Origin of the sequence: Mycolicibacterium celeriflavum (assembly GCF_010731795.1) — a bacterium.
GTDB classification, from domain to species: domain Bacteria; phylum Actinomycetota; class Actinomycetes; order Mycobacteriales; family Mycobacteriaceae; genus Mycobacterium; species Mycobacterium celeriflavum.
The window spans coordinates 850705-864223 of sequence record NZ_AP022591.1 but is presented as its reverse complement, the minus strand read 5'-3'; the positions used below and the strand labels follow the sequence as shown (position 1 = coordinate 864223).

Sequence of the window (13519 nt, the reverse complement as noted above, 5' to 3'; positions counted from 1 at the left end):
CCGGTCACCGGATCATGCACCGTCGTTTGCGGCCTTATATTCGCGCCGCCGGCGGTGCAGGATCGGTTCGGTGTAGCCATTCGGCTGCTCGGCGCCGGACAGGATCAGCTCCTGCGCGGCCTGGAACGCGATGCTGTGGTCCGGATCCGTTGCCATCGGCTTGAATTCGGGGTCCTGCTCGTTCTGTTTGTCGACGACGGCGGCCATCCGCTTGAGGCTGGCCACCACGTCGTCGGGCGTGATCACGCCGTGGCGCAGCCAGTTCGCCAGTAACTGGCTCGAAATCCGAAGTGTGGCACGGTCTTCCATCAGTGCAACGTTGTGGATGTCAGGCACCTTCGAGCAGCCGACGCCGGCGTCGATCCAGCGCACCACGTAGCCGAGGATCGACTGGCAGTTGTTGTCGACCTCCTCGCGGATCTCCTCCGGCGCCCAGGCCAGCTCCTTGGCCAGCGGCACGGCCAACAGCTGGTCGATGCTGGTGCGCTTCTTACCCTCGAGTTCCTTGTGCACCGCGTAGACGTCGACCTCGTGGTAATGCATGGCGTGCAGGGTGGCTGCGGTCGGCGAGGGGACCCACGCGGTGGTGGCCCCGGCCTTGGGCTGGCCGATCTTCTGTTCGACCATGTCGGCCATCAGGTCCGTCATCGCCCACATGCCCTTGCCGATCTGGGCCTTGCCGGAGAAGCCGGTCGCGAGCCCGAGGTCGACGTTCTGATCCTCGTAGGCCTGGATCCACTGGGTGCTCTTCATCGCGCCCTTGCGGATCATCGGACCCGCCTCCATCGAGGTGTGGATCTCGTCGCCGGTGCGGTCGAGGAAACCGGTGTTGATGAAGACCACCCGGTCTGCGGCCGCCTTGATGCAGGCCTTCAGGTTGACCGTGGTGCGCCGCTCCTCGTCCATGATGCCGATCTTGAGGGTGTTGGCCGGCAACCCGAGCACGTCCTCGACGCGGCTGAACAGCTCGACGGTGTAGGCCACCTCATCCGGGCCGTGCATCTTCGGCTTGACGATGTACACCGAGCCGGTCCGGCTGTTGACCAGCGGCCCGTTGTCGTCGCCGGCTTTCAATCCGTGCATCGCGATCAAGCTGGTGAACAGCGCGTCCTGGATGCCTTCGAACACCTCTCGGTATTCCGCCCCGTCGGCACCGTTCGCCGTCATGACGATCGCGTCGTTGGTCATCAGGTGACCGACGTTGCGCACGAACAGCAGGCTTCGACCGGGCAGCGTCAACTCGCCGCCATCCGGGGTGGTGTAGGTGCGGTCCTCGTTGAGCTTTCGGGTGAACGTCTCACCACCTTTGCTCACCTCTTCGGTGAGGTCGCCGCGGTTGAGGCCGAGCCAGTTGCGGTAGCCGAGCACTTTGTCGTCGGCGTCGACGGCGGCCACCGAGTCCTCGAAGTCCATGATCGTGGTGACCGCCGACTCCAGCACCACGTCCTTGATGCCTGCGGCGTCGGTGGAACCGACGGGCGACTGCGGGTCGACGAGAACCTCGATGTGCAAACCGTTGTTGCGCAACAGGACCGACCACTGCGGGGAGCCCAGTTCGCCGGTGTAGCCGGCGAACTGCTCGGGGGTCGTGAGGCCGACCGACTCTTCGTCGCCCAGCTCGACGAGCAGCTGGCCGTCGTCGATCTTGAGGCCGGTGGCATCACTCCAGGAGCCCGACGCCAGCGGCGCCGCACCGTCGAGGAAGCGGCGCGCATAGGCGATGACCTTGTCGCCGCGAACTTGGTTATAGCTGCCGCCCTTCTCGGCGCCGTCCTCCTCGGAGATCACGTCGGTGCCGTAGAGCGCGTCGTAGAGCGAGCCCCACCGGGCATTCGCGGCGTTCAGCGCGAAGCGGGCGTTGAGGATCGGCACCACGAGCTGGGGACCGGCGGTCGTGGTGATCTCGTCGTCGACGCCCGCGGTGGTGATGGTGAAGTCGTCGGGCTCGGGCAGCAGGTACCCGATCTCGGTGAGGAACGCCTTGTACGCCTCGGGGTCCAGCGGCTCGATCACCCGCTGCCGGTGCCACTTGTCGATGCGGGCCTGCAGCTCGTCGCGCCGGGCGAGCAGCTCGTCGTTCTTCGGCGTCAGGTCGGCGACGACCTTGTCCACCCCGGACCAGAACGTGTCGGGGTCGATACCGGTGCCGGGCAGCGCCTCGTTGTTGACGAAGTCGTACAACACCTGGGCCACGCGCAGGTTCCCAACCGTCACGCGATCGGTCATCATTCCTCCCTAAAGCTGTCGAACCAGCTTACCCACCGGTACCTGGCGCTATCCGCCAGCCGCGGTCGTCAGTAGCCGGTCACACCGATCGGCAAGGGCGGCCCGCAGCGGCGCGGCCCGCTCAGCAACCGTCTGCTGGACCCGGACGTATTCGGCTCGACCCGCCGGTGTCTCGATCGCGATCGGCTCGAATCCGTAGTCGCGGAGATCATAGGGGCTGGCCCGCATGTCGAGTGCGCGGGCATCTGCCGCCAGGTCCAGACAGTCCATCACGAACTCCGACGGCACCAGTGGCCCCAGCTTGATCGCCCATTTGTAGAGATCCATCGCCGCGTGTAGGCAGCCCGGCTGTTCGCTGGCGGTCTGCCCCTGCCGGGTGAGTTGCTCGGTGTTGCGCCGGGCCGCGGGCGCGGTGAAGAACCGGAACGCGTCAAAATGGGTGCACCGCAATGGCATTGATTCGACCACCGCGTCGGTGCCCGCGGCGCCGAGCCGCAGCGGCACCCGGTCGTGGCGCACCGTCGGCGCGCGGTACACCATCGCCCACTCGTGCAGCCCGAAGCAGTTCAGCCGCACAGGACGCGCCGCCGTCGCGCGCAGTAGACGGCCGATGAACCGGACGGTGTCCAGCCGGGCCAGCAGGTAGTCGCGGGACACCGTCACCGCGCCGCCCTCCGGCCGGTATCCGGTGCGGCGCAGGTATCGCTGCGCGGCCGCACCGGCCAGCGCGATCCCGAACCCGGGATGCCACGTCCGCAACCGCCCCGGCCGCAGGCTGTAGTAGGTGAACAGAAAGTCCCAGACCGGATGCGCCTCGCCGGATCGGTGGGTGTGCAGGAAGTCGTCGACGCGCCGACGGTGACTGCGCTCGCGGTCCGTCCACTCGGTTTCGCACAACACCAGAGCGACGTCAGACACGGTGCGTCCCGTCTCGCACGGTGCCCACCAGATCCTCGACCAGGTCTTCGAGCGCGACCATCGCCTCCACGCCGCCGTCGGGGGCGGTGACCAGCGCCAGGTGACTGTTGCTGCGCCGCAGCCGCGACAACGCGTCGGGCAACGGCAGCGACGCCGGCACCAGCGGCAGCGGGCGCACCATCGAGAGGTCCAGCACCGCGTCAGGGTCGTTGACGAATGCCAGCACATCCTTGATGTGCAAGTAACCGAGGTAGGTGCCGGACGCGTCGGTGATCGGGAAACGCGAGTAGCCGGTTTCCGCCAGCGCCTGCTCGACCGCGCCGACCGTCGGCCCGGCGCCCTCGCGCGCCACGGACACCGTCCTGATGTCGCGCAACGGGAAGGCCACGTCCTTGACCGCACGGTCGCGGATCTGCAGGGCGCGGGTGAGCCTGCCGTGCTCCTCGGGGTCGAGCAGGCCCTCGGACAGCGACTCAGCGATCATCTCGGACAGCTCGACCGTCGAGACCGTGACGTCGAGTTCGTCCTTCGGCTCGACACGGAATGCGCGCAGCGTGGCGTTGGCGCACCAGTTGTAGAACGCGATCAGCGGTCGGGCCACCCGGATCCACACCAGATAAGCCGGGATCAGCAACATCGCCGCCGACTCCGGCCCGGCGATCGCGATGTTCTTCGGCACCATCTCGCCGAGCAGCACGTGCAGCACGACCACGATGACCAGCGCGACGACGAACGACACGGTGTGCAGCACCGCGTCGGAGACACCGACGGCGTCGAACGGCTTTTCCAGCAGATGTGCGACGGCGGGCTCGCCGACCCGGCCGAGCAGGATGGAACAGATCGTGATGCCCAGCTGTGCGCCGGCGAGCATCAGCGACAGGTGTTCGCCCGCACGGATCACGGTGACCGCGCTCTTCTTGCCCTGTTCGGCCAGTGCCTCGAGCCGATCGCGGCGTGCGGAGATCAACGCGAACTCCGAGGCGACGAAGAACGCGTTGACGGCCAGCAGCAGCACCGTCAGCAGCACTCCGAGGAAGTCACCCATCGGCGCGGCTCCCATCGCCCGGCCCGGTGCCTGGTGCCTCGCCGCGCCGACCCAGTTCGGTCAGCTCCAGCAGGTCGATGCGGCGCCCGTCCATCCGCACCACGGTGGCCAGCCAGCGGTTCGGATCCTCCAGCGGGCCGTCGGGGTCGAACGCGTCGAGTTCGACCGACTCGCCTTCCTCTGGGATGTGGCCCAGCTTCTCGAGCACCAGGCCGCCGATCGTCTCGTAGTCGCCCTCGGGAGCGCGGAACGGGGTCGCGCCGGCGACCTCGTCGATGCGCAGCAGGCCCGATATCTGCCAGCCGCGGCCCGCGGGCACCACATCCGGCGCTTCGTCGTCGTGTTCGTCGCGGACGTCGCCGACGATCTCTTCGATGAGGTCCTCGACGGTCACCATGCCCGCGGTGCCACCGTATTCGTCGACCACGAGCGCGGTCTGCAGCCCGTTGGCGCGGATCTGCGTCATCACCGCGTCACCGTCCAGCGTCGAGGGGACCTTTGCGACCGGAAGCGCCAGCGTGGCCAGCCGGGTGGTGTCACGTTTGCCGGTCGGCACCTCGAACACCTGCTTGACGTGTGCGATTCCGATCGTCTCGTCGAGGTCGCCCCGGATGATCGGGAAGCGCGAGTATCCCGTCCTGATCGCGGCGGTCACCAGATCGGCGACCGTGTCGTCGGCGTCGAGGGCCTCGATCTTCTGGCGCGGTGTCATGAGTTCCTCAGCGGAGCGGTCGCCGAACCGCAGCGAGCGGTCCACCAGCACGGCGGTGACGGGGTCCAGCGCGCCGCTGCGCGCAGAGCTGCGCACCAGCGACACCAGTTCCTGTGGGGAGCGCGCCGACCGCAACTCCTCGGCCGGTTCGATGCCCAGCCGGCGCAGGATCATGTTGGCGGTTCCGTTGGTCAGCCGGATCAGCGGTGTGAACAGCGCCGAGAACAGCAATTGTGGCGCGGCCGACCACCGCGCCACCGGCACCGGCCGCGCGACCGCGAGGTTTTTCGGGACCAGCTCACCGAAGACCATCGACAGAGACGTGGCGATCACGATGGCCAGCACGAGGGCCAACCCCCCGGCGAACCGTTCCGGCACCCCGACGGCGTCCAGGCCGGGGCGGATCAGCCGTGCCACCACCGGTTCGGCCAAGAAGCCGGTCGCGAGCGTCGTGATCGAGATGCCGACCTGGGCTCCGGACAGCTGAAACGACAACGTGCGGTGTGCCCGCCGGACCATCTGGTCGCGGCGGTGCCCGCTGCGCGCGTTGGCTTCGACGGTGCTGCGCTCGAGCGCGGTCAGCGAGAACTCCGCGGCGACGAAGACTGCGGTGCCCGCGGTCAGCAGGGCGAACGCCAGCAGCGACAGCAGCGACGTCGCGACGCTCATCGGTTACTCGCCGCTGGGATGCCGGGCCTCGTGCCCGGCCGACTAGAGGATGGCTCGGCGTCGGAGGGTTCGTCGGGCCGTTCGGCGGGGAAGGCCCGCCCGGAATCCGAGGCATCGGCAGGTGCCTGCGGCACGAGATCCCTTTCGAGTCGAGGACTGGGAAAACCCATGGTAGCGGTTGCGCGCTGGGGCAGAAATCACCAACCGGTGGGCAGCGGATGCCCTTCAGCGAAGCCGGCCGCCGACTGCACCCCGAGCACCACCTTGTCGTGAAGCTCGGCGAGATTCGCGGCGCCGACGTAGGTACAGGTGCTGCGCACGCCGGAGGTGATGTGGTCGAGCAGGTCCTCGACGCCTCCGCGGGACGGGTCAAGCCCCATCCGGGAGGTCGAGATGCCCTCCTCGAACAGCGCCTTGTGGGCCCGGTCGAACGCGCCGTCACCGGCGGTGCGGGCGGCCACCGCCCGTTTGGACGCCATGCCGTAGCTCTCCTTGTACGGCTGGTCCTCGCGGTCGCGCAACAGGTCGCCGGGCGACTCGTAGGTGCCCGCGAACCACGAGCCGATCATCACGTTGGCCGCGCCGGCGGCCAGTGCCAGTGCCACGTCGCGGGGATGCCGGATACCGCCGTCGGCCCATACGTGAGCACCCAGTTGGTTTGCCGCTGCGGCACATTCGGCAACGGCCGAGAACTGCGGACGGCCGACACCGGTCATCATGCGGGTCGTGCACATCGCGCCCGGTCCGACGCCGACCTTCACGATGTCTGCTCCGGCGGTGATCAGATCCCTGGTGCCCTCGGCGGACACCACGTTGCCCGCGGCGAGCGGCAACCCGAGATCCAATGACGACACCGTCTCGATCGCTTCGAGCATCCTCAGTTGGTGTCCGTGCGCGGTGTCGATCACCAGCAGATCGACGCCGACCTCGGCCAGGCTGCGCGCCTTGGCGCCCACGTCGCCGTTGATGCCGACGGCAGCCGCGATGCGTAACCGCCCGCCGGCGTCGACCGCGGGGGTGTAGATGCCCGCCCGGATCGTGCCGGTGCGGGTGAGCACGCCCGCCAGCGTTCCGTCGGTCTCGGTGAGCACCGCGATGTCGACGGCCGCGTGTTCGAGCAGATCGAAAACCTTGCGCGGTTCGGTGCCGACCGGCGCGGTGACGAAGTCGGAGATGGCGACGTCGCGGACCCGGGTGAAGCGGTCGACGCCTACGCAGTTGGCCTCGGTGACCAGGCCGATCGGCCTGCCCTCGAACACCACGACCGCGGCGCCGTGCGCGCGCTTGTGGATCAGCGCGGTTGCGTCCGACACCGAGTCGTCCGGGCCGAGCACGACCGGGGTGTCGACCACGAGGTCGCGGCTCTTGACGAAGTCGACGGTTTCCTTGACTGCGGAGATCGGCAAATCCTGCGGTAGCACGACCAGGCCACCGCGGCGAGCGACCGTCTCGGCCATCCGGCGTCCGGCGACGGCGGTCATGTTCGCGACCACCACCGGGATCGTGGTGCCCGAGCCGTCGGAGGTCGACAGGTCGACGTCCATCCGCGACTGGACATCGGAGCGTCCGGGGACGATGAAGACGTCTTCGTAGGTCAGGTCGTAGGGCGGGTTGTGCCCGTCAAGAAACCGCATGTCGGCTCAAGTCTAGTTGTCGCCGAGACTGACCGGAAAATACCTAAGGTGAGTGGGCAGGCGACAGCGACCCGGCGGAGCTTGCGGAGCCGGGTGTCGTTGCGGGACTTGTAGTTGGTGGTTAGGCGGCGGGTTCGAGAGTGACCTGGTAGCCCATGGCGGTGAGTTGGGCGATGTGGTTGCGGAGCTTGCGTTCGATGGCGATGCGGTTGGTGTGATAGTCAGGGCCGAGATCGCGGAAGCGGGCGAGCGGGTTGGCGAGTAGGTGCCAGATGACGACCAGGATGGAGCGGGCGACCGCGACCAGGGCTTTGAGCTTGCCGCGGCGTTTGGCGAGGCGCCGGTAGCGTTCGCCGAGGAAGGTATCGGTCTTGGCCGCCGCGGCGGCTCCCCGAGCGCACCCTTCAGATACGGGTTGCCCTTGCCGGTCTTGCTGGCGCGGGTCACCGGCCGGACTGGATGGTGCGCGGGCACAGCTTGGCCCACGACACCAGGTGCTCTGGTGTTGGGAACCGGCTCATGTCGGTGCCGATCTCGGCCAGGATGTCTTGCGCGTTGGCGACGCTGATACCCGGGATCTCGTCAAGGCGATCGACGGTGCGCAGGGCGCGTTCGGCCTGGATCGCGGAGTCGGCCTCGATGGTGGGATCGACCCGGATCGGGTTGGTGCCGCCGCCGCTGGCAGAGCCGGGATCGGCATCGCTATCGGCACCCGCGCGGGCGCCGGGCCCCTCGTCGCTGCCGGTGTGCTCGATGGCGTGAGTGCCTTCGGGTAGCTCGTTGATGAGTTCCTCGATGCGCATGGTGAGGGTGTGGATCTGGGTGTCCAGTGCGTCGATCTGGCTCAGCAGCATGCGTGCCAACTCGGCGTGATGTTCATCGAAACGCCCGTCGAGCGCAGTGATCAGCTCTGACCGTTTGGACCTCATCTTTCCGCGGGCCAGCTCGGCCAGTCGATACGGGTCGTGCTCGCCGGCGATGAGGGCCTCGACCATGTCCCGCGTCGACAGCGTGATCATCGTGGAGGCCACCGACGAAATTTTGATCAGTGCGTCCTCGAGCAGCTTTTCCAGCCGCTGCCAGTAGCGGGTGCGGTCGCGGGTCAGATCCTCGCGCATCCGGGTGTAGTCGCGTAGCCGCCTGATCTCGGGCGGCGGCACGAACGACGGCCGCAGCAGGCCCTTTTCGGTCAGCTTGGCCAGCCAGACCGCGTCGAGTTTGTCGGTCTTGGGTCGGCCCGGCACGTTCTTCACATCGCGGGCGTTGACCAGCTGCACCGACAGCCCGGCCGCTTCCAGCAGGTAGTACCAGATCCGCCAGTAGTCGCTGGTGGACTCCACGGTGACCTTCTCGATGCCCAGGTCGGTCAGCTGATCGCCCAGCTCAGTAATGGCGCCGGTGCGCGCGGGCAGGTCCCATACCCGACTGAACCGCCGCCCCGTCTTGCCGGGTAGGCGCACGCACACCTTGCCTGTCGCCTTGGCCACATCGATGGCCGCGACCCGTTCGATAACCAGTTCATGCTCGGCGTCGGGAATCTCCACCGGCCCCGCCACCCCTGCCGCTGGCTTCTGCTTGCGTTTGCGCCGTGCTGCCACTTCGCTTGCCCTCCAATCGAACCCATCCCAGAACATCGGGTGGATCGCCCGGGGGCCTCGGTCAAGGAAACCGAAATTCTGACCGGCGTGCTCAAGGCAACAGTACGTGACCCTGCAAGGTCGGGCCCCGGCGCCAAGCTGCACAACGGGCTACAAGCCCAGAGTCTCGTCGGCGTCGACGAGGCGACCCGACCCCATTTTCACGCCTACGAGGCGTCCCACAATGAAAAAGGAAGCTGCACACAGATCGCGATTGTGCGCGATATCGCGATCTGTCCGCAGTTTCGGTGGAGGCTTACGCCTCGACCTCGCTGCGGTCGCCGCTCCACAGCGTGTGGAAGCGCTTGGTGCGGTCGGCGTCGATCCGGCCGTAGGTGTGCGCGCCGAAGTAGTCGCGCAGACCCTGGGTGAGTGCGGCCGGCAGCCGCTCCTGACGCAGGCCGTCGTAGTAGGACAGCGCCGAGGAGAACCCGGGAATCGGGATGCCGAGTTCGGTGGCGGAGACGACGACGCGGCGCCAGCCGTCGATCGCCGCCTCGATCGCGCTGCGGAAGTACGGCGCCACGATCAGCGTCGGCAGGTCGGGGTCCTCGTCGAACGCGTCCTTGATCCGGTTGAGGAACTTGGCGCGGATGATGCAGCCCCCGCGCCAGATGGTGGCCAGGTCGCCGGGGGTGATGTTCCAGTCGTACTCGGCGCTGCCCGCCTGAATCTGGTTGAAGCCCTGCGCGTAGGCGATGATCTTCGACGCGTACAGCGCCTGGCGAACGTCCTCGGTGAACTTCGCTGCGTCAGTGGGCTTTTGGCCGTGTACACCGGAGGCCAGTCCGGTGGTGGCCTCTCGCTGGGCCACCGATCCGGACAGGGCGCGGGCGAACACCGCCTCGGCGATCCCGGTCACCGGCACGCCGAGATCGAGCGCCGACTTCACCGTCCAGCGGCCGGTGCCCTTCTGCTCGGCCTCGTCGAGGATGAGGTCGACAAGTGGCTTGCCGGTTTTGGCGTCCGTCTGGCGCAGCACCTTCGCGGTGATCTCCACCAGGAAGCTGTCCAGATCGCCGGTGTTCCACTCGTCGAAGACGTCGGCGATCTCACCGGCCGACTTGCCGAGGCCGTCGCGCAGCAGTTGGTAGGCCTCGCCGATGAGCTGCATGTCGGAGTATTCGATGCCGTTGTGCACCATCTTCACGAAGTGGCCCGCGCCGTCGGGACCGATGTGCGTGCAGCACGGCACGCCGTCGACGTGCGCGGAGATCTCCTCGAGCAGTGGGCCGAGCGACGTGTAGGACTCGGCCGGGCCGCCGGGCATGATCGACGGACCGTTCAGTGCGCCCTCCTCGCCGCCGGAGATGCCGGCCCCGACGAAGTGCAGACCACGCTCGCGCATCGCCTTCTCCCGGCGGACCGTGTCGGTGTAGAGCGCGTTGCCACCGTCGATGATGATGTCGCCTGCGTCCATCGCGTCGGCGAGCTCGTTGATGACCGCATCGGTAGGTTCTCCGGCTTTGACCATGATCAGCACCCGACGCGGCTTCTCCAGCGCGTCAAGGAATTCCGAGATGGTCTCGCTGCGCACGAACTTGCCGTCGGAGCCGTGTTGCTCGAGCAACGCGTCGGTCTTGGCGACCGAGCGGTTGTGCAGGGCGACGGTGTATCCGTGCCGGGCGAAGTTCCGCGCGATGTTCGATCCCATGACGGCGAGGCCGGTGACCCCGATCTGAGCGGTACCGGTGGTCGAAGCGGAAGCGTCAGAGCTCATTCGGGCAGCCTTTCGTTGTTTTGTTGTGGTGAACGCTTCGTGGGGCGTGGGATGTCCCTATGCGGCGAACAGGCGTTGCAGTTCGGTCAGCCACGGCAGGGCCACCGCGATGGTCGGCACCACCAGCACCGCGGCTGCGGCCGAGTACGCGCAAGCGGCCAGCGCCAGGCTGTTGGGTTCCCCGCCGAGACGATGCAACCGCAGCACCGTGGTCGGCCCGCCCGCCGCCAGCGCACCCGACGGCGTGCGGCCGGACGCGCAGGCGACCAGGGCACGGGCCAGGGGAGTGGGACCGGCGATGCGCACCGCCGCGTCGTCGGCCAGCATCTCGATCAGCAGACGCACCGCGTCCAGCGCGTTTGCGCTGCGGACGAAGCGCGGAAACGCCGCGTGCACGGCGGTGAACATCTCGAGGACCAGATCGTGGCGGGCCCGCAGATGGGCCCGTTCGTGCGACAGGATGGCCGCGATCTCGTTGTCCGCCAACGTCGTCAGCGTCCCTTCGCTGACGACCACTCGGCTTCGTACCCCAGGCAGGCAATAGGCCAGCGGTTGGTCCACGTCGAGGATGCGCAACCGGTTCTTCTGCGATTTCCCGACGAGGTCCACCACCATCCGGTGATGAGCTCGTCGGCGCCGTGTCGCGATCGCGACCTGCAGTACCGCGGCGATCAGTCGAGCGCCGACGACCAGCGTCAGCGCGAAAACCACCACGTAGGCGATCCAGACCGGCCAGCCCAATACAGCTATCTCACTGGTGAACGTCGCGGTCGGTCTGCCGTCGCGACCCGGCGCGAACAGCCGACTCGCGATCGCGATGCCGGCCGAGAACGCCGACAGCACGGCCGCCAGCGCGATCGCCTGCCACAGCACGATGGCCGCCCGGGGCGCGCGGAACGGCCAGGATGCGCGGGCCAGCACGGCGGGCACCGGTCCGGACAGGACCAGCGCCATGACGGTGAAGGCCAGCGCGGACACGCTGTAAGTCTCCCTCAGCCGGTGCCCGGATTGCCAGCGGGCGGCGCGACGCCGTGCTTGCTCTCGAATTCGGCTAGCGCACGACGCAGCGCCGCGGCTTCGTCGGCGCCGACCCGCTCGACGAAGTGCACCAGTGCCGCCTCCCGACTGCCGGAATCGGCGGCCTGGTCTAGCGCGTCGACCATCAGACCCGCGACAAGCTCGTCACGGCCGTGGGTCGGCGCGTAGCGGTGGGCGCGGTCATCGCGGTGCTGGACGACGAGGTTCTTCTTCGCCAGCCGTTGCAACACGGTCATGATCGTGGTGTAGGCCAAGTCGCGATCGGCGGCGAGCGCCTCGTGAACTTGGCGCACGGTTTGGGGCTCGCGCGTGGACCACAGGTGGTCCATCACCGCGCGTTCTAGATCCCCTAGACGCGTCAACTTCGCCATGGTCAGTTCATCTCCTAGAGGCCGTGGATCCAGCTTACTACTGGTTACTACCGTGTGTCGTATTTCGCACCGTGGACAGCAGGCAGATCGCCCCGAACTCCACTCCGGCCGTGGTCACCGCCCGTTCTTGCGGCGGTGTGAAAGCAGTCACAGGGTCTAGCCGTCCTCGCGTGCCTAGCTATAGTAAGGCTTACCTAACTCGATATCGGGAGGCCCTATGACGGTTCTGGTCGACGATCCCCTCATCGCGAGCATGGCGATCCGCAGGACGCTGCCGCTGCATGAGTCGAGTCGACGGCTGCGCGCGCTCTACCCCGAGTGTCCGCGGGTGTACGGCGTCGCGGTGATGGGTGACTTGTCCCGGCGGCGATGGTGGCCGCTGGCCGAGGCGCTGACGACCGAGCGCTTGCAGGTCATGTTCGACCTGGCGGCCGAGGAGACCGACAGCCGCGCGGCCGTGGCCCACCAGTTGGCGGCGACCCTGGCCCACGTCGTCGTCGGACGCGTGGTACCGCTCCTGGTGCTCGAAGGGCGGGCATGGGACACCGGCCTGGAGAATTTGTGGGTGCACGTCGACTCCGAGGGTGCGATCGACTGGGTCGGCGTCGTCGACCCGACACTGCGGGCCCTTCCGGATGATCCGTGCTTCGGGCACGGGTCGGCCCGCGGCGGGTGCTCGACGCGCGACGGCATCGTGGCGCTGCCCAGCGAGGCTGCGTTGACGACGTGGGTCGCGCACCGCAGTCACCGCGCGCTCGGGCCTCTGTTCGCCAAGCTGAGCGAGATCAGCGCGGGCGCGATGTCGGTCGCCGCGATGTGGCACGTCGTGGGGGGAGCGGTCGTCAGCGCGGCGACCCAGGTGCCGCTGCTCGCCGGGTCGAGCGAGTGGACGAGCATGCGGCGCGGCCAGGCGGTGCTCGACGCACTCGTGGGATTCGGCTTGCCCGTGCGGGGCACGTCCCGGGCCGCCGCAGGGAAGGTCTTGCTTAATTAGGGCAGCCTTGCCTATGCTCTTGGCAGAGATCGACCGAAGATCAACCGAGAACCACCGGACCGCGCCGGAGTCCTGAGGGCTGCAGAGACCCCCGGTCCACACGGAGGATGGGCCCCACACCATTGGTGTGGGGCCCATCCGCATCCATGCGAAACCCTTCTGTGTCAAGCCTTTTCGACGGCGCCTCCGCTGTCGGCCCAGTCGCCGAACGCACCGAGGTTGTAGACCTGTTGGTAGCCGAGCTCGGTGAGCGCCTGACCCGACAGCGCCGACCGCCCGCCGGATGCGCAGTACAGGATCACGGGCTTGTCCTTGGAGAAGTGCTGGTCGTGGTACGGCGACTCGGGGTCCGCGCGGAACTCCAGCATGCCGCGCGGCACGTGCACGGCGCCTGCTACCTTGCCGCTCTTCTCCACTTCGGGGGCGTCGCGGACGTCGACGACCAATGCTCCCTTGGTGATCAGTTCCCGAGCCTCGTCGTGGGAGATCTTGGGTACCACGGCGTTGGCTTCTGCAACGAGGTCTTTCGCGGTCTTGGCCATGATTGACCTTATC

The 13519-nt window shown here is 67.8% G+C and carries 10 protein-coding genes and 1 pseudogene; 1 reads left to right on the top strand and 10 read right to left on the bottom strand.

Annotated elements, in window-relative coordinates; translation table 11 throughout:
• Positions 1-12 precede the first annotated feature (12 nt).
• From G6N18_RS04085 to G6N18_RS04045, 9 genes and pseudogenes are all read right to left on the bottom strand, one after another.
• Positions 13-2226: a malate synthase G gene (locus tag G6N18_RS04085; protein WP_083004336.1), complete on the bottom strand. Its 2214-nt coding sequence runs from the start codon at positions 2224-2226 to the stop codon at positions 13-15.
• A 48-nt stretch (positions 2227-2274) separates the two neighbouring features.
• Positions 2275-3144, bottom strand: coding sequence for a 3-methyladenine DNA glycosylase (locus G6N18_RS04080; RefSeq protein ID WP_179962359.1), 870 nt, complete (start codon positions 3142-3144; stop codon positions 2275-2277).
• Positions 3137-4189 carry a hemolysin family protein gene (locus G6N18_RS04075; protein WP_067214173.1) on the bottom strand — a complete coding sequence of 351 codons (1053 nt, stop codon included), beginning with the start codon at positions 4187-4189 and terminating at the stop codon, positions 3137-3139. Before G6N18_RS04075 ends, G6N18_RS04080 begins: the two co-directional genes overlap by 8 nt.
• The gene (locus tag G6N18_RS04070) at positions 4182-5570 is read right to left on the bottom strand and encodes a hemolysin family protein (protein WP_083004159.1); all 1389 of its coding nucleotides are present in this window, start codon (positions 5568-5570) and stop codon (positions 4182-4184) included. Before G6N18_RS04070 ends, G6N18_RS04075 begins: the two co-directional genes overlap by 8 nt.
• Positions 5571-5767: 197 nt before the next feature.
• A complete protein-coding gene (locus G6N18_RS04065; RefSeq protein ID WP_067214117.1) occupies positions 5768-7204 on the bottom strand; it encodes a GuaB1 family IMP dehydrogenase-related protein in 1437 nt (478 codons plus the stop codon).
• Between the two features lie 121 nt (positions 7205-7325).
• Positions 7326-8760 (bottom strand): annotated as a pseudogene (locus G6N18_RS04060) (IS110 family RNA-guided transposase).
• A gap of 337 nt (positions 8761-9097) precedes the next feature.
• Positions 9098-10561 carry an NADP-dependent phosphogluconate dehydrogenase gene (gene gndA, locus G6N18_RS04055; RefSeq protein ID WP_083002572.1) on the bottom strand — a complete coding sequence of 488 codons (1464 nt, stop codon included), beginning with the start codon at positions 10559-10561 and terminating at the stop codon, positions 9098-9100.
• Positions 10562-10618: 57 nt separating this feature from the next.
• On the bottom strand, positions 10619-11539 hold the full coding sequence (locus tag G6N18_RS04050) for a M56 family metallopeptidase (protein WP_083002576.1): 921 nt from the start codon (positions 11537-11539) through the stop codon (positions 10619-10621).
• A 14-nt stretch (positions 11540-11553) separates the two neighbouring features.
• A complete protein-coding gene (locus G6N18_RS04045; RefSeq protein WP_067221186.1) occupies positions 11554-11970 on the bottom strand; it encodes a BlaI/MecI/CopY family transcriptional regulator in 417 nt (138 codons plus the stop codon).
• A 217-nt stretch (positions 11971-12187) separates the two neighbouring features.
• Between G6N18_RS04045 and G6N18_RS04040 the strand changes: the two genes are divergently transcribed.
• Positions 12188-12964, top strand: coding sequence for an iron reductase (locus tag G6N18_RS04040; RefSeq protein WP_083002579.1), 777 nt, complete (start codon positions 12188-12190; stop codon positions 12962-12964).
• A gap of 164 nt (positions 12965-13128) precedes the next feature.
• Here G6N18_RS04040 and G6N18_RS04035 read toward each other — a convergent pair whose 3' ends face one another.
• The gene (locus G6N18_RS04035; protein WP_067221193.1) at positions 13129-13506 is read right to left on the bottom strand and encodes a rhodanese-like domain-containing protein; all 378 of its coding nucleotides are present in this window, start codon (positions 13504-13506) and stop codon (positions 13129-13131) included.
• Positions 13507-13519 lie beyond the last annotated feature (13 nt).

Coding starts and splice junctions, on each gene's coding strand:
- G6N18_RS04085 (WP_083004336.1), bottom strand. CDS start 2,226: ATGACCGATCGCGTGACGGTTGGGAACCTGCGCGTGGCCCAGGTGTTG.
- G6N18_RS04075 (WP_067214173.1), bottom strand. CDS start 4,189: ATGGGTGACTTCCTCGGAGTGCTGCTGACGGTGCTGCTGCTGGCCGTC.
- G6N18_RS04070 (WP_083004159.1), bottom strand. CDS start 5,570: ATGAGCGTCGCGACGTCGCTGCTGTCGCTGCTGGCGTTCGCCCTGCTG.
- G6N18_RS04065 (WP_067214117.1), bottom strand. CDS start 7,204: ATGCGGTTTCTTGACGGGCACAACCCGCCCTACGACCTGACCTACGAA.
- gndA (WP_083002572.1), bottom strand. CDS start 10,561: ATGAGCTCTGACGCTTCCGCTTCGACCACCGGTACCGCTCAGATCGGG.
- G6N18_RS04045 (WP_067221186.1), bottom strand. CDS start 11,970: ATGGCGAAGTTGACGCGTCTAGGGGATCTAGAACGCGCGGTGATGGAC.
- G6N18_RS04040 (WP_083002579.1), top strand. CDS start 12,188: ATGACGGTTCTGGTCGACGATCCCCTCATCGCGAGCATGGCGATCCGC.
- G6N18_RS04035 (WP_067221193.1), bottom strand. CDS start 13,506: ATGGCCAAGACCGCGAAAGACCTCGTTGCAGAAGCCAACGCCGTGGTA.